This is a genomic window from Mumia sp. zg.B17 (assembly GCF_019550915.1).
Classification (GTDB): domain Bacteria; phylum Actinomycetota; class Actinomycetes; order Propionibacteriales; family Nocardioidaceae; genus Mumia.
Genome location: NZ_JAHWCI010000008.1, coordinates 321142 through 338971, shown reverse-complemented (window position 1 = coordinate 338971; position 17830 = coordinate 321142). Strand labels below are relative to the sequence as shown.

The 17830-nt window shown below is 69.6% G+C and carries 18 protein-coding genes and 1 tRNA gene; 13 read left to right on the top strand and 6 right to left on the bottom strand.

Annotated elements, in window-relative coordinates:
- Positions 1–83 precede the first annotated feature (83 nt).
- From KV097_RS14920 to KV097_RS14900, 5 genes are all read left to right on the top strand, one after another.
- A complete protein-coding gene (locus KV097_RS14920; protein WP_220366310.1) occupies positions 84–1634 on the top strand; it encodes a sugar ABC transporter ATP-binding protein in 1551 nt (516 codons plus the stop codon).
- Positions 1631–2641 (top strand): ABC transporter permease, encoded by a 1011-nt coding sequence (locus tag KV097_RS14915; protein ID WP_220346011.1) that lies wholly within the window; start codon positions 1631–1633, stop codon positions 2639–2641. Before KV097_RS14920 ends, KV097_RS14915 begins: the two co-directional genes overlap by 4 nt.
- Before the next feature lie 18 nt (positions 2642–2659).
- Positions 2660–3706: a substrate-binding domain-containing protein gene (locus KV097_RS14910; protein ID WP_220366309.1), complete on the top strand. Its 1047-nt coding sequence runs from the start codon at positions 2660–2662 to the stop codon at positions 3704–3706.
- A 75-nt stretch (positions 3707–3781) separates the two neighbouring features.
- Positions 3782–4981, top strand: a complete 1200-nt coding sequence (locus KV097_RS14905) for a Gfo/Idh/MocA family protein (RefSeq protein WP_220366308.1) — start codon at positions 3782–3784, stop codon at positions 4979–4981.
- Positions 4978–5985, top strand: coding sequence for a sugar phosphate isomerase/epimerase (locus KV097_RS14900; RefSeq protein ID WP_220343315.1), 1008 nt, complete (start codon positions 4978–4980; stop codon positions 5983–5985). The genes KV097_RS14905 and KV097_RS14900 overlap by 4 nt, the downstream gene beginning before the upstream one ends.
- Positions 5986–6015: 30 nt before the next feature.
- Here the strand turns inward: KV097_RS14900 and KV097_RS14895 are convergent, their stop codons facing one another.
- Entirely contained in the window at positions 6016–7242 is a 1227-nt protein-coding gene (locus KV097_RS14895; RefSeq protein ID WP_220366307.1) for an SGNH/GDSL hydrolase family protein, read from the bottom strand.
- 129 nt (positions 7243–7371) lie between these two features.
- On the opposite strand from KV097_RS14895, the gene KV097_RS14890 reads away from it, so the two are divergent.
- On the top strand, positions 7372–8403 hold the full coding sequence (locus tag KV097_RS14890) for a PIG-L family deacetylase (RefSeq protein WP_308289446.1): 1032 nt from the start codon (positions 7372–7374) through the stop codon (positions 8401–8403).
- Positions 8400–10187 carry a cell wall metabolism sensor histidine kinase WalK gene (locus tag KV097_RS14885; protein ID WP_220366306.1) on the top strand — a complete coding sequence of 596 codons (1788 nt, stop codon included), beginning with the start codon at positions 8400–8402 and terminating at the stop codon, positions 10185–10187. Before KV097_RS14890 ends, KV097_RS14885 begins: the two co-directional genes overlap by 4 nt.
- On the opposite strand, the gene KV097_RS14880 is transcribed toward KV097_RS14885, so the two are convergent.
- The 3 genes from KV097_RS14880 to KV097_RS14870 are packed head-to-tail and all read right to left on the bottom strand — an operon-like array spanning position 10138 to position 13471.
- Entirely contained in the window at positions 10138–11301 is a 1164-nt protein-coding gene (locus tag KV097_RS14880) for a hypothetical protein (protein WP_220346016.1), read from the bottom strand. The two genes, KV097_RS14885 and KV097_RS14880, sit on opposite strands and share 50 nt — an antisense overlap.
- On the bottom strand, positions 11286–12566 hold the full coding sequence (locus KV097_RS14875; RefSeq protein WP_220346017.1) for a glycosyltransferase family 2 protein: 1281 nt from the start codon (positions 12564–12566) through the stop codon (positions 11286–11288). Before KV097_RS14875 ends, KV097_RS14880 begins: the two co-directional genes overlap by 16 nt.
- On the bottom strand, positions 12563–13471 hold the full coding sequence (locus KV097_RS14870) for an ATP-grasp domain-containing protein (RefSeq protein ID WP_220366305.1): 909 nt from the start codon (positions 13469–13471) through the stop codon (positions 12563–12565). The genes KV097_RS14875 and KV097_RS14870 overlap by 4 nt, the downstream gene beginning before the upstream one ends.
- Before the next feature lie 135 nt (positions 13472–13606).
- Between KV097_RS14870 and KV097_RS14865 the strand changes: the two genes are divergently transcribed.
- Positions 13607–13679, top strand: a tRNA-Lys gene (locus KV097_RS14865).
- A 33-nt stretch (positions 13680–13712) separates the two neighbouring features.
- Here KV097_RS14865 and KV097_RS14860 read toward each other — a convergent pair.
- Both KV097_RS14860 and KV097_RS14855 read right to left on the bottom strand, forming a co-directional pair.
- Positions 13713–14093 carry a DUF4440 domain-containing protein gene (locus KV097_RS14860; RefSeq protein WP_220366304.1) on the bottom strand — a complete coding sequence of 127 codons (381 nt, stop codon included), beginning with the start codon at positions 14091–14093 and terminating at the stop codon, positions 13713–13715.
- A 38-nt stretch (positions 14094–14131) separates the two neighbouring features.
- A complete protein-coding gene (locus tag KV097_RS14855) occupies positions 14132–14602 on the bottom strand; it encodes a MarR family winged helix-turn-helix transcriptional regulator (RefSeq protein ID WP_308289445.1) in 471 nt (156 codons plus the stop codon).
- 28 nt (positions 14603–14630) lie between these two features.
- Between KV097_RS14855 and KV097_RS19820 the strand changes: the two genes are divergently transcribed.
- The 5 genes from KV097_RS19820 to KV097_RS14830 all read left to right on the top strand — a co-directional run bounded on the left by KV097_RS19820 (position 14631) and on the right by KV097_RS14830 (position 17800).
- The gene (locus KV097_RS19820) at positions 14631–14813 is read left to right on the top strand and encodes a hypothetical protein (RefSeq protein ID WP_220366303.1); all 183 of its coding nucleotides are present in this window, start codon (positions 14631–14633) and stop codon (positions 14811–14813) included.
- 37 nt (positions 14814–14850) lie between these two features.
- Positions 14851–15738, top strand: a complete 888-nt coding sequence (locus KV097_RS14845; protein WP_308289444.1) for a serine hydrolase domain-containing protein — start codon at positions 14851–14853, stop codon at positions 15736–15738.
- 136 nt (positions 15739–15874) lie between these two features.
- A complete protein-coding gene (locus KV097_RS14840; RefSeq protein WP_220343771.1) occupies positions 15875–16042 on the top strand; it encodes a hypothetical protein in 168 nt (55 codons plus the stop codon).
- A gap of 127 nt (positions 16043–16169) precedes the next feature.
- The gene (locus KV097_RS14835; RefSeq protein WP_220343323.1) at positions 16170–16787 is read left to right on the top strand and encodes a DUF47 domain-containing protein; all 618 of its coding nucleotides are present in this window, start codon (positions 16170–16172) and stop codon (positions 16785–16787) included.
- Between the two features lie 2 nt (positions 16788–16789).
- Positions 16790–17800: an inorganic phosphate transporter gene (locus KV097_RS14830; protein WP_308289443.1), complete on the top strand. Its 1011-nt coding sequence runs from the start codon at positions 16790–16792 to the stop codon at positions 17798–17800.
- The last annotated feature ends 30 nt before the right edge of the window (positions 17801–17830 follow it).

Genomic DNA, 17830 nt, shown 5'->3' with positions numbered 1-17830 from the left:
GTAGTCAAGCCCGACAGAAGCCTGTCGGCAAAACCCTGACTTTTGGTTGACGGCCGTCATTAGGTGTGACTAGCATCACGCGCATGTCGCAGCCTCTGCTCCAGCTGACCGGGATCGTCAAGGAGTTCCCTGGCGTTCGCGCGTTGGACGGCGTCGACCTGGTGGTGCGTGCGGGAGAGGTCCACTGCCTCCTCGGGCAGAACGGCGCGGGCAAGTCCACGCTGATCAAGGTCCTGGCGGGTGCTTACACGCCCGACGAGGGCGAGATCGTGATGGACGGGGACGCCGTCACCTTCGGGGACCCGCAAGCCGCGCTCGCGGCCGGCATCGCGACGATCTATCAGGAGCTCGACCTCGTCGACGGCCTGAGCGTGGCCGACAACATCTTCCTCGGCCACGAGAAGACGCGTCTCGGCTTCTCCCGCGTCGGTGACTCGCACCGGGCCGCACGCGACCTGCTGACCTCACTCGGTCACCCCGAGATCCGGCCGTCCCGCGAGACAGGCAGCCTGTCGGCAGCAGGCAAGCAGATCGTGTCGATGGCACGCGCGCTCTCACGTCAGGCGCGCGTGATCGTCATGGACGAGCCGTCCGCTGTCCTCGACCCCGACGAGGTCGACGGGCTGTTCCGGGTCATCGAGGAGCTCCGTGCGTCCGGCCAGGCCATCATCTACATCTCCCACCGCCTCGAGGAGATCCGCCGCATCGGCGACCGGCTCACCGTGCTGAAGGACGGACGTACGGTCGCCTCCGACCTGCCGGCAGGCGAGACCCCGACCGCCGAGCTGATCACCCTGATGACCGGCCGCGACGTCTCGGCCGAGTTCCCCCGCCGTACGACGCCGTTGCCCGACGCCGACCCGCTGCTCGTCGTCGAAGGGCTCGGTCGCGAGGGTGAGTTCGAGGACGTCTCGTTCGAGGTCCGGCCCGGCGAGATCCTCGGCTTCGCCGGGCTCGTCGGTGCGGGACGCAGCGAGATCGTCGAGACCGTGTACGGCGCACGGCGAGCTCAGCGTGGCTCGGTCACCGTCGACGGACGGCGCCTGCGTCCCGGGTCGGTCGATGTCGCGGTCGGTGCGGGCCTCGGGCTCTGTCCCGAGGAGCGCAAGTCGCAGGGGCTGGTGCTCGACGAGGCGGTCTACCGCAACATCTCCCTCGGCACCCTCCCGCGCTTCTCCCGGCTGGGGGTCACGCGTGAGTCCGCGGAGCGTACGGCGGCGCACGCTGCCGCGCGTTCGGTCGACCTGCGCCCCGACGACCCGGACCGCGTCACCAGGACACTCTCGGGCGGCAACCAGCAGAAGGTCGTCCTCGCCCGGTGGCTGCTGCGATCGTGCCGCGTCCTCCTGCTGGACGAGCCGACCAGGGGTGTGGACGTCGGCGCACGCAGCGAGATCTACGGCTTGATCCGCCGGCTCGCCGACGACGGGGTCGCCGTGATCGTCGTCTCCAGCGACATCGACGAGGTCCTCGGGCTCTCGGACAGGGTCATGGTCGTGGCCGACGGCCGCATCGTGCACGCCGGTCCGGCGGACGATCTCGACGCCCACGCCGTGCTCGACCGCATCCTCTCCGGCAACGAACCGACCGGCAACGAACCGACCGGCAACGAATCGAAAGGTGACGCCGCGTGAGTACCTCATCGGTGACCGGGAGCACGCAGGAGACCGCGGCTGCTCCCGAGACGCGGACACGGTCCCTCGGGATCGCCCGCAACCTCGGCCTCGTGGTCGCCCTGGTCGCGCTCTGCGTCGTCGGCCTCGTCACGGCGGGCGACCGCTTCGCGAGCACCAACAACATCATCACCGTCCTCAGCCTCGCCTCCGCGATCGGCGTGGTCGCGATCGGGATGACCTTCGTCATCACCGGCGGAGGCATCGACCTCTCCGTGGGTGCGATCGTCGCCCTGGCCTCGGTGTGGGCGTCGACCACCGGCACCCAGGCGATGGCCGAGGACGTCGGCTGGATCGTCATCGTCACGACGGCGGTCGGCGTGGGCATCGCGTGCGGCGTCATCAACGGAGTGCTCATCGCCTACGGCAAGATCGTGCCATTCATCGCCACCCTCGCGATGCTGGCGAGCGCTCGAGGGCTCGCCGAGATCATCGCCGACCGCAAGACCCAGATCGTCCGCGACGAGGCGTTCCGCGACGCGCTCGGAGCCCGGCCGCTGGGTGTGCCGGTGATCGTCTACGTCTTCGCGGTGATCGTGGTGCTCGGCTGGTTCCTCCTCAACCGCACGACGTTCGGGCGCCGCACGTTCGCCGTGGGCGGCAACGTCGAGGCCGCACGCCTGGCCGGTATCAAGGTCCAGAGGCACACCGTCTACCTCTACGCCCTGCTCGGCGCCACCTGTGGCGTGTCCGCCGTGATGCTCATGTCACGGACGCAGACCGGGTCCTCCACCCACGGACTCATGTGGGAGCTCGACGCCATCGCGGCGGTCGTCATCGGAGGGACGCTCCTCAGCGGCGGCCGCGGCACGGTGGTCGGCACGCTGCTCGGCGTCCTCATCTTCACCACGCTCACCAACGTCTTCACGCTCAACAACCTGTCGACGTCCGTCCAGGCCGTCGCCAAGGGCGTGATCATCGTCGTCGCTGTGCTGCTCCAGCAGCGGCTGGCGAACCGCAGCACCTAACCCCACCGAGGAGACGGCATGTCCACCACCACCCCGCGCCGACGGCTGCTGGCGATCGCCGGCGTGTTCGCCGCAACGTCGCTGACCTTGACCGCCTGCACCAACAGCTCCGGCGACGACGACACCGAGAGCGTCGCCAACGCCGGAGCCGGCGACAACGCCGAGACCGGCGACACCGTGCGCATCGGTTTCTCGGCCCCCGCGGCCGACCACGGTTGGATGGGGGCGATCACCTCCGCAGCCGTGAAGCAGGCGGAGGCGTTCGACGACGTCGAGCTGATCAACGCCGAGGGCACCAACGACGTCAACCTGCAGATCTCCCAGGTCGAGACCTTCATCAACGACAAGGTCGACGCGATCGTCCTCCTCCCGTTCGACGGTGCGGCGATGACCGACGTTGCCACGCGGGCGATGGAGGCGGGGATCCCGGTGGTCAACGTCGACCGCGAGTTCGACTCGCCGAACGCAGCGCGTTCGACCGTTCTCGGCGACAACTACGGCATGGGGGTCTCGGCTGGTCGCTACATCTGCGAGGAGGCCGGCGGCAAGAAGGACGCGGTGGTCGCAGAGATCGCCGGCATCGACTCCCTGCCGTTGACCCAGGACCGTTCGCGCGGGTTCGCTGACGCGTTGAAGGACTGCGGTCTGAAGGTCTCCAACCGGGTCGCGGCGGAGTTCACCGTCGAGTCCGGTGAGCGCGCCGCCGCGAACCTGCTCCAGGCCGCACCCAAGATCGACTTCCTGTGGAACCACGACGACGACCAGGGCGTCGGCGTGCTGGCGGCGATCGACAACGCCGGGCGGGACGAGTTCGTCATGGTCGGCGGGGCCGGCTCGGCGAACGTGATGCGGTCGATCGAGGCTGACGATACGGTCCTCAGGGCGACCGTCATCTATCCGTCGACCCAGGGTGCCGACGGCATCAAGCTGGCACGACTCATCGCGCAGGGCCGCTCGATGTCGGACCTCGCCGAGGTGGAGGTGCCGCGCGTCATCCAGCTGGCGGCCCCGATCGTGACGAAGGACAACGTCGACGACTACATGGACTCGGCGTTCGAGTCCTGACCGACGGTGGTGCGCCCTGCGCCCTCGCCGGGCGCACCACGGCTCCTCGCACCACCCCTCGGACGAAGGAACCCCATGACAGAAACGCCCCGTGAGCTTCGCGTCGGCCAGGTCGGCTACGCCTTCATGGGCGCCGCGCACTCGCAGGCCTGGCGCACCGCTCCGGCCTTCTTCGACCTCCCGCTCACGCCGCGTCTGCGCGCCCTGTGCGGGCGTGACGCGGCAGCCGCCCGGGCGGTCGCCGACCGCTTCGGATGGGAGTCGGTCGAGACCGACTGGCACGCGCTGGTCGAGCGCGACGACATCGACGTCGTCGACGTCTGCACACCCGGCAGCACGCACGCCGAGATTGCCGTCGCGGCGCTCCGCGCCGGCAAGCACGTGCTGTGCGAGAAGCCGCTGGCCAACACCGTCGACGAGGCCGAGCTGATGGCGGGCGTCGCCGCGGAGGCCGCGCAGGACGGGGTGTTCGCGATGGTCGGCTTCACCTATCGCCGTACGCCGGCGTTGTCGCTCGCCCGGCGGCTCGTCGAGGAGGGGCGCCTGGGCACCATCCGCCACATCCGCGCGCAGTACCTCCAGGACTGGCTGGTCGACCCCGACAGCCCGCTCACCTGGCGGCTCGACAAGTCGCTCGCCGGCTCGGGCGCGCTCGGCGACATCGGTGCGCACATCGTCGACGCGGCCCAGTTCGTGACCGGGGCACGGATCAGCGCCGTCAGCGGGGTCCTTCAGACCTTCGTGGACACGCGTCCGGTCGCGGGTGACCACGGCACGCTGGGAGGCACCGGGAGCGCCGCGGCCGAACGCGGCCCCGTCACCGTCGACGACGCGACCGCGTTCACCGCCCGCTTCGACAACGGTGCGCTCGGCGTCTTCGAGGCGACCCGCTTCGCCACCGGCCGCAAGAACGCGTTCCGGATCGAGGTCAGCGGGTCCGGTGGAGCGCTCGCGTTCGACTTCGAGGAGATGAACGTCCTCCACCTGTACGACGCCTCCGACTCCGCCGAGACAGCCGGCTTCCGGAGGATCGTCGTCACCGAACCCACCCACCCGTACGTCGCCGCCTGGTGGCCGGCAGGTCACGGGCTCGGCTACGAGCACGGCTTCACCCATCAGGTCGTCGACCTCGTCAAGGCCATCGCCGCCGGTGAGCAGCCGCAGCCCTCGTTCGCCGACGGGCTCGCGGTGCAGCGTGTGCTGGCTGCCGTGGAGGCCAGCTCCGAGGACGACTCTCGTCAGCAGAAGGTTCCGCACGAAGGAGAGGCACCATGACGCGACCGATCACGCTCTTCACCGGCCAGTGGGCCGACCTGCCGTTCGAGGAGGTCGCCAGGCTGGCGTCGGGGTGGGGCTACGACGGCCTCGAGATCGCCTGCTGGGGCGATCACTTCGACCCGTGGGCGGCGGTGGAGGAGGACGGCTACGTCCAGGCCAAGCTCGACCTCCTCGACAAGTACGGGCTGAAGGTCTACGCGATCTCCAACCACCTCAAGGGCCAGGCGGTCTGCGACGACCCGATCGACCAGCGGCACCGGGACATGCTGCCCGACCGGATCTGGGGCGACGGCGATGCCGAAGGGGTCCGTCAGCGTGCGGCCGAGGAGATGAAGAACACCGCTCGCGCTGCGCGGATGCTCGGTGTCGACACGGTCGTCGGGTTCACCGGGTCGTCGATCTGGAAGTACGTCGCGATGTTCCCGCCTGCCTCGGCGGCGCTCGTCGACGCCGGGTACGACGACTTCGCGAACCGGTGGACCCCGATCCTCGACGTGTTCGACGCCGAGGGTGTCCGCTTCGCCCACGAGGTGCACCCGAGCGAGATCGCGTACGACTACTGGACCACCGTCCGCACGCTCGAGGCGATCGGACACCGCGAGGCGTTCGGACTCAACTGGGACCCGTCGCACTTCGTCTGGCAGGACCTCGACCCGCTCGGGTTCCTGTGGGACTTCAAGGACCGGATCTATCACGTCGACTGCAAGGACGCGAAGAAGCAGGTCGGCAACGGACGCAACGGCCGTCTCGGATCGCACCTCCCGTGGGCCGATCCGCGGCGCGGCTGGGACTTCGTGTCGACCGGTCGCGGCGACGTCCCGTGGGAGGCGTGCTTCCGGATGCTCAACACGATCGGCTACGACGGCCCGGTCTCGATCGAGTGGGAGGACGCGGGCATGGATCGGCTCCTCGGGGCTCCGGAGGCCCTCGCGTTCGTCAAGCGCAACCTCTTCGACGCCCCCGAGGCCGCGTTCGACGCCGCGTTCAGCACTCGGGACTGAACGCGGTGTCGTCCGCACGTCGGCGCCGGGTCAGCGCCGTACGGTGATCCGTACCGGCTTCGAGCGGCTGGCCCGCGTCGTCGACGAGCCCTTGTAGGTGACGGTGATGCGGTGCTTGCCGGCCCTCCTCAGCCGAGGAAGGCGGACGACGCGCCGGCCGCTCGCACCGATCCTGACGACCTTGAGCCTGCGCTTCCCGTCTCGTACGACGAGTCGGCCGCCCAGCCTGCGGCCGTCAGCAGCCACCACGCGGACCCGGATCCGGGCGCGCTTGGTGCGAGAGATGCGGTGCTTGCCGATCACCCGCGCCTGCGTGCGGGTGGTGACCTTCGCCGGCGGCCGGACGACGGGCGGCCGCGGCGGAGCGGTCGAGGGAGCCAGCGCCGCGACGAAGGCCCGGGCGATCACCTGGTGACCGGTGTCGTTGGCGTGGATGTCGGTGTACGGGGTGCACATCCAGGTCCACTGGCAGACACGGGCGACGTTGAGTGGCACGTCTCCGAAGGGCGGCGGCAACGTGATCGTCCTGCCCTCGGCGGAGGAGAAAGCCCCCGCGACGTCGGCGGTCACGAACCCGTGGGCGGCGTTGGCGCCGCTGATCGCCGCGTTGAGCTGGCTCGCGACGGGCACGGAGATCGTCGCGAGGGGCTTGTTGCCGTTGACGTAGGCCGCGAGGAACGGGTTGTAGTAGGTCATGCCGACGTAGCGCGGCGTGCTGCCCCCGGCCTCGCGGAGCGCGGCATCGATGAGCGCGACGTTCGTCCCGACCCGCGTGATCCCCGTGGTGAGGCACTCGAGGGCGCCGGCGTCGATCGCGCCGCTGGAGGGCACGCACGGATGGATGTCGTTGGCTCCGATCCCGAGCGACACGTACGTCACCTTCCCGCGGTGCGCGGCGAGGAAGCTCGTCGCCGCCTCGAGCTGGCTGGTGGCGTCGTACCCGGAGTAGTCGCAGGGTGTGCTGCGCAGGTCGGGGAGGCCGTCGACGAACGACTTCGTCGTCTCGCCGCTGCATCCGAGTCTGATGTGCACGAGACCGGGCTCGCGAGCTGCGAGGACCTCGTAGAGGCGGCTCGTGTACGCGACCGCCGGCTCGTCCGTCCCGGTGTCGGGCTGGTATCCGGTGGCCAGCGAGTCACCGAGCGAGACGTAGTAGGTGGGGGCAGGGTCAGCGGCCTCGGCCGGCGACCCGACCGAAGCCAGGCCGGCGACGGAGAGGGCCGCGGCGAGCGGTACGACGACGGCTCTGCGGAGCATGGACATGACGTGGTCTCCCTCTGCCGGACAACGGAGGCAGCCTAGGCGCTCAGGGGCCTCGCCGCCGCTCGCGCAGGCGTTGCCCTCGGTCTAGGTTTGCTGACAGACCGGGACCATCGAGGGGGCCTCGTGGACGTCGACAACCCGCTGCGCGCACTGGTGATCGAGGACGAGCCCGATGCGGCCGAGTTTGCTCGCATCGCGCTTCAGCGGTTCGCCGAGATGGAGGTGGTGGTCGCGGGCGACGCGGACGAGGCGCTCGCCGCGCTCCAGGTGGGATCGTTCGACGTGGTGGTGAGCGACATCGAGCTCCCCGGTCGCTCGGGTCTCGACATCCTGCCCATGGTGCGTGAGCTCGCCCCTGGCGTCCCCGTCATCATCCTCACCGCGCACGGCGTCGTCTCCTACGCCGTCGAGGCGCTGCGCAACGACGCGGACGAGTTCCTGGTCAAGCCGATCGCGCCCGCGGACCTCGCCTCACGAGCCCAGGAGCTCGCCTCCGAGAGCAGAGAGGCCCGCACTCGGTCACACATCACCGTGCTCGCCGTCGGCGCCCATCCCGACGACGTCGAGATCGGGGTCGGGGCCACGCTCGCCGCACACGCGGCCGCCGGGGACCAGGTCGTCATCCTCACGTTGTCTCGCGGTGGGGTGGGAGGGGACACCGCCGTCCGTCGCAGGGAGGCCGCCGACGCCGCCGCCGTGATCGGTGCGCGCCTCGTCCACCTCCCGTTCGCGGACACCCGCATCGAGCCGGCCAGCGGGGTGACCGCCGCGATCGAGGAGGTCGTGGCGGACGTGGAGCCGCAGCGTGTCTACACCCACGGCCCCCACGACCGGCATCTCGACCACCGCGCGGTGTTCCAGGCCGTCGAGGTGGCGGCGCGGTCGGTGCCCGGCCTCTGGTGCTTCGAGAGCCCGTCGAGCACCGTCGACTTCAGACCGAATCGCTTCATCGACGTCGAGGGCTTCGTCGAGACCAAGCTGCGCATGCTGGCGGCGTACGCGTCGCAGAGCCACCGCGACTACATGGCGCCGGACCTCGTGCGTGCGACCGCTCGTTACTGGTCGCGCTTCAGCCCTGCCCGTGAGGTGGAGCCGCTGGAGACCGTGCGTGCCGCCGAGTTCGTCACCTCCGAACACGGTCAGGAGCACGGGTGAGCCCGTCCGCGAGCAGCCGGAAGTGGTTCGGGCGCCTCGGGCTCGAGCCGGTGACGGTCGCATCCCGCGAGCTGCCGTTCACCCTGCTCTACCTTGCCGTGCTGCTGGACGCCGCGCTGCAGCGTCGCCCGTTCGACGCCCCCCTCCTCGTCGTCATTTCGGCGACGCTGGTCCTGTCGACGCAGCTCGTCGCGGGTTACGGTCGGCGGCACCACTGGCCGAGCCCGTGGAACTACGTCTTCCCCCTCGTGCAGCTCGTCTCGTTGACCCTGTTCCAGTACGGGGTGACTCAGAGTCTTGAGCTGGTCACGGTCGTGCTCTACTTCGTGCCGGTCGCCAACCTGGCGATCCAGCCTGGGTCGCGCGGAGTCGTCATCGCCATCGTGGCTGCCATGGGACTGACGGCGTTCGGGGCGTTCACCGGCCTCGTGGCCTATCGCGGGGCTTCGCCGGGGCTCCATGTCCTCGTCGTGACAGGGTGCACGTTCGTGGTGGCCGCCTGGTTGTCGTCCACCACACGGCAGCTCCGAGAGCGGACCGCCGCCCTGGAAGCGCTGCGACGCGAGCAGGACGTGACGTTGAGTCGCCTCGAGGCGAACCGCGACCGTCTCGAGGCCCTCACCCAGCGACTCGAGGAGTCCCGTGCGCTCCTCGCGAGCGTGATCGAGGCCGCCACGGAGCAGGCGATCATCGCCCTGGACGAGCACGGCACGATCGTCTTCGCCAACCCGGGAGCGCGACGCCTGTTCGGCAGCGCTGAGGCCACTCTCCTCGGGGCCCCGGTGACGGAGATCTTCCAGGCCGACGAGCTGCGCTCCGCGGCGGTCGAGCGCGGGTACGGTACGACCTCTGCCGACCTGCTGCATGTGGTCCTCGGAGAGGCGGCAGAAGGACGCCCGGAGCACCGTGACTGGGTCCTGGCCCGCCCCGACGGCACGACCGTGCCAGCAGACGTCACGGTGACGCGACGCCCGCATTCCGACGACGGTCGACCGTACGGCTACCTGATCATCGCGACGGATCTCACCCAGCGCCGGGAGGCCGAGCGGCTTCAGGACGAGTTCATCGGGCTGGTCAGCCACGAGCTCCGCACCCCGCTCGCGTCGATCATGGGCTACGTCGAGATCCTGCGGTCCGACGAAGGCGAGCTCACGCCCGACCAGAGCCGATCCGTCGCCGTGATCGAGCGGAACGCGCAGCGCCTCCTGCGGCTCGTCGAGGACCTGCTGGTCAGCGTGCGCATGGTCGCCGGGACCTTCGCGCTCGACGCCGGGCCGACAGATGCCGTACAGGTCGTTCAGCGCTCGGTCGCGAACCTCCTTCCTGCCGCGGACGCGGCAGGTATCGTCCTCACGGTCGACGCACCGGCCGCAGTCCCCCTCCTGTCCGATGCCGAGCGGCTCGGCCAGGTCGTCGAGAACCTCGTCAGCAACGCCGTCAAGGCCTCCGAGCGCGGCGCGACGGTCCGGGTGACGCTCCGCCCGCTCAGGACGGGCTCCGGTGAGACGGGGGTGCGGCTCACGGTTGCCGACGACGGCCCGGGCATGAGCGCTGGCGACGTCGCTCACGTGACGGAGCGCTTCTACCGCGCCGACACCGCACGACGTCTGCGTGTCCGCGGTCTCGGCCTCGGCCTGTCGATCGTGAAGGCGATCGTCGACGCCCACGGCGGGACGATGTCGATCGAGAGTGCACCGGGCGTGGGGACGTCGATCACGGTCGACCTGCCGGACGTCAGCCCCCCGCCCACGCCTGCGCCAGGGCCTCCCACTGCTCAGGAGTGATCAGAGAGTAGGGAGTGACGTTCACCGCCGTGATCCCGTTGGTCACGGCCGACCGCACCGCCTCACCGAGCCTGTCGGCGCTGATGGTCTGGGGAAGGGGCACCTGCGGCCCCGCGGTCCACAACCCGATGGAGGGCATGAGCCGCGACATGCCGTAGCCCGCTGCCCGCAACGCCGCGGTCAGGGTCTCGATGTCGCCGGCGGGCCGCGCGGGCCTGCCGATGTAGGTCCACAGCTGGAGGCGCAGCTCAGGCACCTCGGCGATCAGGATCTCGTAGTCCTGTCCGCTGTCGGGCCGGCCGGCAGCGGGGTCGTCCCAGTTGACCCGTACGTCCAGGCCGAGCTCGATGGGAGCGCCGTCCTCCTGGACGCGGTCGAGCGCCGTTCGCATCCGGCTCAACAGGCCGGCAAGGACCTGGGACCGCCAGCGCCCCAGCTCGGGCGCCGAGGTGTCGAGGGCACCGGTCGACGTACGGGGCCAGTCCGCCTGGCCGGTCATCTCACGGTAGAGCGCGAGATCGTCGGCGCCGAACGTGTCGAAGATCAGCAGCTCCGTGATCTCGATCAACGGCGGGTCGTACCGCTCGGCGAGCGCCTCGACGTAGTCCACCAGGCGGTCGCCGACCTCACCCCTGGCCAGCTGCCAGGCCGAGGCCGCATAGCGTGACCGCTTCCCGTCCGCACCGACTCCCGCGATCGAGGGGTCCTCCTGGATCCACTTCGGGACGAACGCGTCGACGATGAGGTTCAGCTGACGCGTTCCTCCTTCGGGGGACTCGCGCAGTCCGCGCGCGGCGACGGCGACGTGGTCGGTCCCCGCTTCGGCCGCTGCCTCCGGGTGAGCAGCCCAGTCGAACGCCGTGAACTCGACCCGACCGGCGTTGACCTCCACCGTCGTCGCGTCGACCGAGGCCAGCCGCTCCGAGACCTCGTCCCAGTCGGTGTCCGGATCAGTGACGATGCCGAAGTCGATGCTGATCGAGCGGGTCTCCTCAGGGGCGCTGGCCGCCCGCAGCGGCGACCGGGGTGAGGAGTCGTCATCGGACCAGGGGCGTGTGACGAACAGCGCGACCACTGTGCCGATCACGACGAGGCTGGTCAGGAGGAGGTCCAAGGAGGGTCGTCGACGAGGCCGGCCACCGACACCGTCCCCGTGCGTTCGAGCTTGTTCCATCGGTTCTCGGCCCCCTTCAGCTCGAGCCAGACAGCGCGGATCATCACCAGCGTCATCACGCTGGAGTAGAGAGGCCAGGCCAGGAGTGTCCACCCGTACTCGAGATCACGCGGTGTGCGGTCGAGAGCGACAGCGAGGATCAGCAGCGCGACGGAGCCGGGCAGGCCGACGAGGATCAACAGGTCCCACAGCTCCGTCGGCGGGGTGGCGATCTCGCCGGTCAGCGCCGGTGCAGCGATGACGAGAACACCGAGGACCTGCAGGAACGGCACGACGATCTGCGTGACGGTGTTGAACAGCAGGTAGGCCCCGAACGCCCCGAATCGAAGGTTGGCGATCATGCGCCAGTGCAGTCGAGTGACCTGCAGGAGGCCGCGCGCCCACCGGACCCGTTGTCGCCACAGGGCGCGGGGTGTCGACGGCGACTCTGCGTAGAGGAGGGCGTGGGGGGCGAATGCGACGCGGTAGCCGGCGCCGTACACCCGCCACGTCAACTCGAGGTCCTCGCCGACGGTGTCCTCACGGACGGCCCCGACCTTGTCGAGCACCTCTCGTCGGTACGCCCCGATGTTGCCCGAGACGATCGGGAGGCAGTGCAGCTCGTCGAGACTGCGACGCATGAGGCCCGTCCCGAGGTGGCTGATGAGCGCGAGGAACCTGGTCTGAACCCGGTCGAGGTTCACGGGCCGGTCGTTGCCGCAGACGGCGCCGACGCGGTCGTCTCGGAATCCCTTGAGCATCCGGTCGATGGTGTGCGGCTGGAAGAGGCCGTCGGCGTCCACCAGAAGGAGCACGGATCCCTTCGAGTGCGCGATCCCGGTGTTGAGGGCGGCCCCTTTGCCCCGGTTGGCCTGGGTCAGCGCGGTCAGCTGCGGGACGTCGGCCGCGACGGCCGTGGCCCTCGTGAACGTGTCGTCGGTCGACCCGTCGTCGACGCAGATGATCTCGTAGCGGTCGTAGGTGCTGCGTGCGATCGAGCGCAGGCAGTTGTCGAGGACGACCCCCTCGTTGTAGGCCGGCACGATCACGCTGACGAACGGCGGCTCCTCGAAGATCGTCGTCCCCACGAGCGGCACGGTGTCGTCGTGTCCGGGGCGGCGCAGCTCGAACACCACGGCGAAGGGGACGAGGGCGAGGCGGACGGCCCCGGTTGCGAGGACCGTCAGGGCCACGACAACGGCGATCCCCTCGAGAACGGCGGTCACGGCGGACGGAGCCACTCGTCGAGGACGAGGTCGAGCAGCTCGGGTGCGTGGGCGGAGAGTGCCCCGAACCTCCCGTTCACCTCGAGGACGTACGGCGAGCCGGTCGAGTCGAGACGTACGTCCATGTCCACGGGCCCGACGAGGTCGAGAGCCTCGACCGCGGCGACGGCGACCGCGGCGACCTCGGTCGCCTGACCGTCTGGGGCGCGGATCGCACCGGCGGCGTTGCCCACCCGCCCTTCCTTGAGGAGGGTCTTCTCGAGCACGACGACGGTCGACCGTCCGGTCAGCGGCGACCGGTAGACCTGTGGCGCGTACTCGGGGCCGTCGACGAAGCCCTGGACGATCCAGCCCGCGCCGGCGTCGGACCAGTCCAGGTCGGACGGGTTCTCGACGACGGTGACCCCGCGCCCGCCCCGCGACACGCGGGGCTTGACCACGACCGGCCCGCCCGCCCAGGCGACGGCTGCCGCGGTGTCGTCGAGCTCCGAGGCGGCGGCGTGGGCGGGGACCGGAACCCCGGCGGCCGCAAGGGTCCACATCGTGAGGAGCTTGTCCGCGGCCAGCGCGGACGCGAGCGCTCCGGCGACCACCACCGAGGCGCCGGGCGCCGCAGCGGCGGCGAGGACGTCGCGCAGCACCGAGACCTGCGGGAGCTCGTCCTGCACGGTCGGGATCACGAGGTCGGGACGGACCTGCTCGACGATCGAGCGCATGGTCGGTGCGTACGCGGGATCGTCGGCGCGCGCCACGGCCGCCGTACGCGAGAACGCCGTACCGTCGAGGGCCGTCAGGTCGACACCGACGGAGACCGTCTCCTCGCCGCGGACGAGACGACCGGCGAGCTGCTGGCCGAGCGAGGACCCTGCCGGACCGCCGGCGCCGGAGACGAGGACGGTGGGCATGTCCCGAGTCTGCCACCGGGCAGCCGGTGCCGCCCTTCCTGCCAGACCACGGCCGCCCGGACAACGTGAGTGGGCCATACTTGCCCCAAGGATCAGCCCTGGCGAGTGGCAGCACGCGGGCCCTTCTGATCCTTCGGGCCTCTAGCTCAATCGGCAGAGCAGCGGACTTTTAATCCGCGGGTTCAGGGTTCGATCCCCTGGGGGCCCACCCAGAACCGGGTCTGATCTGCACCCCTGCAGATCAGACCTGGTGCCTGACGGGGGTGCCCTGGTGATAGACCTGCTGCCATCCGCCCGCACGCTCGCACCAGATCGACGTACGGCGCGCGCGTTGCCCGCCCCTCTCGGACTCCCAGAAGACCTGGATGATGCCGGGGGCCAGTGTCCGGGCGGTGAGACCGGTGAGCCTGATGTCGGCACGATCGCCCTCGACACTCTCGTCGCGCAGCATGGCCAGGGTGCTGTGGAGATCCCAACGACGACCGGATGCCCCGATCTCCAGAAAGTCGGCGGCAAGGAGCTCCCTGAGTCGAGCCTCGTCGGCTCGGCAGGCCGGCGTCTGGAGCTCTCGCTCCAGCTCGAGCACGCGATCCACGGGCTGGGGCGAGCTGTGCGACGTCATGTCGTGGATGGTAGGCGCCGCTGAGTGGGTCTCTCCACCTACTCTCCACGAAGACGCGATCGAGCACGTTGGTCGGTGGTCACCTGCTCGAAGGTGTGCTTGAACGTCTCGTACGCGTCGGCTCCGACCGTCGCCGCAAGCCGCGCATCGATGGACGCGAGGATCGCGTCCGAGCGGGTCATCTCGTCGAGGCCCCGTGCTGTCGGCACGACGAGCTTGGCTCGACGATCTGTCGGGTCTGGCCGACGCTCGACATAGCCGAGGGCCTCGAGCTCGTCGACGAGCTTTCCTACGACCTGCTTGTGCTGGCCGGAACGGTGCGCCAGCTCGGTCGCGCGACTGCCTTCCTCGTCGAGGTAGGCGAGGACGGCGCCGTGGCGGGGGCGGAGCTCGGGGTGGCCTTGAACCGCGAGGTTCTCGAAGAGCTCGTCCTGGACCGCGAACAGCAGGCGGCTGGACAAGATGCCCAGGTCCGGGCTGGCTTCCTTGAGCTCACTCCGTCGTGTCACGCCGCCTCACCTCAGGTAGTCACCTATCGTGACTGTTCGTTTCGGTGACTATACCGTCGTGCCGGTGATCGAAGGGACGGCGGCTCCGGGCTTCGGCCAAGTGCGGGATGCGTTCGAGATCGTCGCCGTCCGCGAGCCCGGCCTGGAGGCTCAGCTCGCGGTCTACAAGGACGGGCGGCAGGTCGTCGATCTGGACAGGGCTGTCTGGTGACTCGTTGCTGGCTTTGTTCTCCTCGGGCAAGGGTGCGGTGCATCTCATCGTCGCGATGCTCGTGCAGGACGCCGTCCTCGAGCTGGACCGTCGAGTGGGCGACTACTGGCCCGAGCTGGGGGTCGACATCACCCTTCGCGAGCTGCTGACCCATCGCGCTGGTCTCATCGGTGTCGACGGAGGACTCACCAGCGAGGAGCTGGCCGACGACCGCCTCCTCGCTGAGCGGCTGGCCGGCCAAGCGCCGTACTGGAAACCTGGGACGGCATACGGCTACCACGCGTTCGTCCTCGGCGCGCTCGTCGGCGAGGTCGTGCGTCGGGCAACTGGACAGTCGATCCAAGAGCTGTACCGGGAACGCGTCCGCGAGCCGTACGGACTGGACTTCTTCCTCGGCCTGCCGCTCGAGCTCGAGTCGCGCCACCTGCCGGTGCTGCCGGCGATCGAGCAGCAGCCGTTGCCTGACCCGCACAGTCTCACCGGCATCGCTTTCAACTCCCCCACCGATCTCGTCGAGCTCGCCAACACCCGTGCCGTGCGCGCCCTCGGCCCGTCCTCAGCAGGCAGCGTCGGCAACGCCCGCGGGCTCGCCCGGATGTACGCGGCAGCCATCAGCGAGGTCGACGATCGTCCGCCGCTGCTGAGGCCGGAGACCTTGGGCGAGTTCACCAAGCCGCACAGTGCCGGCGTCGATCTCGTCACCGGCGAGCAGGACCACTTTCTGCTCGGGTTCGAAGCGCAGGCCGTGCGGTACCCCCGCCTCGGGCGAGACAGCTTCGGACACAGCGGGGCCGTCGGCGCTCAGGCGTTCGCCGACCCCCGACGCGGTATCGCTTACAGCTACACCCGCCGTCGGTTCCTCGCGGGCAGCGGCGGAGGTGCGCCAGAGAACGTCGACCTCGTGGCCGCTGTGCTCGATGCCTGACCGGCACCGTTTCGATTCCACGTCTCGCCGTACCCGGTCCGTAGACTTTCTGTGGATTTGGCGATCATCCGACGAACCCGTCGGGATGCCCTTAGCCTAAGTCGTACTGCCGTTCTAGTTCTGCGAGGAGGCCGTAGTGGCTACACCTGAGCCGTTGGACGTCCGGCTTCGCGACCAGGATGTGCTCGACGAGATCGAGATGACGAGCAATCTGATGATTGCCGCGTCGGAGGCCGCGGGGCCGTTGAGCCAGCAGGCGGTCGACGAGATCCTCGGGGTCCGGCCCCGCCGCCGCTGCGCCTGATCGACCTGCTCGGCCCGGGTCTGCTGCTGACCGGGAGATGGATGAGGACGCGGGGCGAGGTGCGCGGGAGTAGGGGCAAGGTTCTACCATTGATCCGGCCCACCCACCCCCTGACGGGAGCATTGTCGTGCGGTTGCGAATCCGACCGACCGAAACGTCGTTTTACGACCTCTTCACTGAGCTTGCCGGCCACCTCGTGGACGGCAGCAACCTGCTGGCGCAGATGTTGGACGTCACCGCAGACCGTGATGCGGTCGCCAAGCAGCTCGGCGACGTCGAGCACGCCGCGGATGACACCACCCACGCGATCATCAACCGCGTCAACCAGACGTTCGTCACTCCCTTCGACCGCGAGGACATCTACAAGCTCGCGAGCAGCCTCGACGACGTCATGGACTTCATCGAAGAGGCGGGCGACCTCGTGGTCCTCTACGAGCTCGACTCCCTTCCGTCCCGGATGGCGTCGATGGTCGAGGTCATCCAGCGCGGGTGCGAGCTGACCGCCGAGGCGATGCCGCGACTGCGGACCATGACGGACTTGTCCGAGTACTGGATCGAGATCAACCGACTCGAGAACCAGGCGGACCGCGACTACCGCCGCATCCTCGCCAAGCTCTTCTCCGGCGAGTACAAGGCGCTCGAGGTTCTCAAGCTCAAGGACGTGGTCGAGTCCCTCGAGGACGCCGTCGACGCCCTGGAGTCCGTGGCCAACACGGTCGAGCAGATCGCCGTCAAGGAGTCCTGAGGGTGGACCTCACCCTGGTCATGGTGATCCTCGTGATCAGCGTCGCGCTGATCTTCGACTACACCAACGGCTTCCACGACGCGGCCAACGCCATCGCGACATCGGTCTCCACCCGGGCACTGACGCCGCGTGTCGCCCTGGTGATGGCCGCCATCATGAACTTCATCGGAGCGTTCCTCGGGACCGAGGTCGCCGACACGGTCGGCAGCATCATCGCCGACGGCGTGGAGGGGCAGGGCAACCACGGCCTCACCGTCGTCCTGTCCGCGCTCGTCGGCGCTATCGTCTGGAACCTCATCACCTGGTACTTCGGACTTCCGTCGTCCTCGTCGCACGCGCTGATCGGTGGTCTCGTCGGAGCGGGCATCGCCTCGGCGAGCACGGTCGAGTGGGCCACGGTGGTCGACAAGGTCGCGATCCCGATGGTGATCTCACCTGTGGTCGGCTTCACCGGCGCCTTCCTGCTGATGCTGTCGATCATGTGGATCTTCCGGAACCGCAACCCGCACCGCACCATGCGGGGCTTCCGGTTCGCGCAGACCGTCTCCGCGGCGGCGATGGCGCTCGGGCACGGGCTGCAGGACGCGCAGAAGACGATGGGCGTCATGTTCCTCGCGCTGCTGGCCGGCGACTACGCGGCTGCCGACGACGGGATCCCGTTGTGGGTCAAGGTCGGGGCTGCCACGGCGATCTCGCTCGGTACCTACTCCGGTGGCTGGCGGATCATGCGTACGCTCGGGCGCCGCATCATCCACCTCGACCCCGCTCGCGGTTTCGCGGCGGAGGCCACCGCCGCAGCGGTGCTCTACGTGATGGCGATCGGCCTGCACGCGCCGGTCTCGACCACCCACACGATCACGTCGTCGATCATGGGTGCCGGCGCGACCAAGCGGTTCAGCGCCGTCCGGTGGGGCGTCGCCCGCGGCATCGTGCTGGCCTGGATCGTCACGATCCCGGCGGCCGCCGCCGTCGCGGCCGCGACGTACGGCGTCGGCAGCCTGTTCCTGCCCTAGCGGCCTCCCACCACCGCCGTCCAACGACAG

Coding starts and splice junctions, on each gene's coding strand:
- KV097_RS14920 (WP_220366310.1), top strand. CDS start 84: ATGTCGCAGCCTCTGCTCCAGCTGACCGGGATCGTCAAGGAGTTCCCT.
- KV097_RS14910 (WP_220366309.1), top strand. CDS start 2,660: ATGTCCACCACCACCCCGCGCCGACGGCTGCTGGCGATCGCCGGCGTG.
- KV097_RS14905 (WP_220366308.1), top strand. CDS start 3,782: ATGACAGAAACGCCCCGTGAGCTTCGCGTCGGCCAGGTCGGCTACGCC.
- KV097_RS14900 (WP_220343315.1), top strand. CDS start 4,978: ATGACGCGACCGATCACGCTCTTCACCGGCCAGTGGGCCGACCTGCCG.
- KV097_RS14895 (WP_220366307.1), bottom strand. CDS start 7,242: ATGCTCCGCAGAGCCGTCGTCGTACCGCTCGCCGCGGCCCTCTCCGTC.
- KV097_RS14870 (WP_220366305.1), bottom strand. CDS start 13,471: ATGCCCACCGTCCTCGTCTCCGGCGCCGGCGGTCCGGCAGGGTCCTCG.
- KV097_RS14860 (WP_220366304.1), bottom strand. CDS start 14,093: ATGACGTCGCACAGCTCGCCCCAGCCCGTGGATCGCGTGCTCGAGCTG.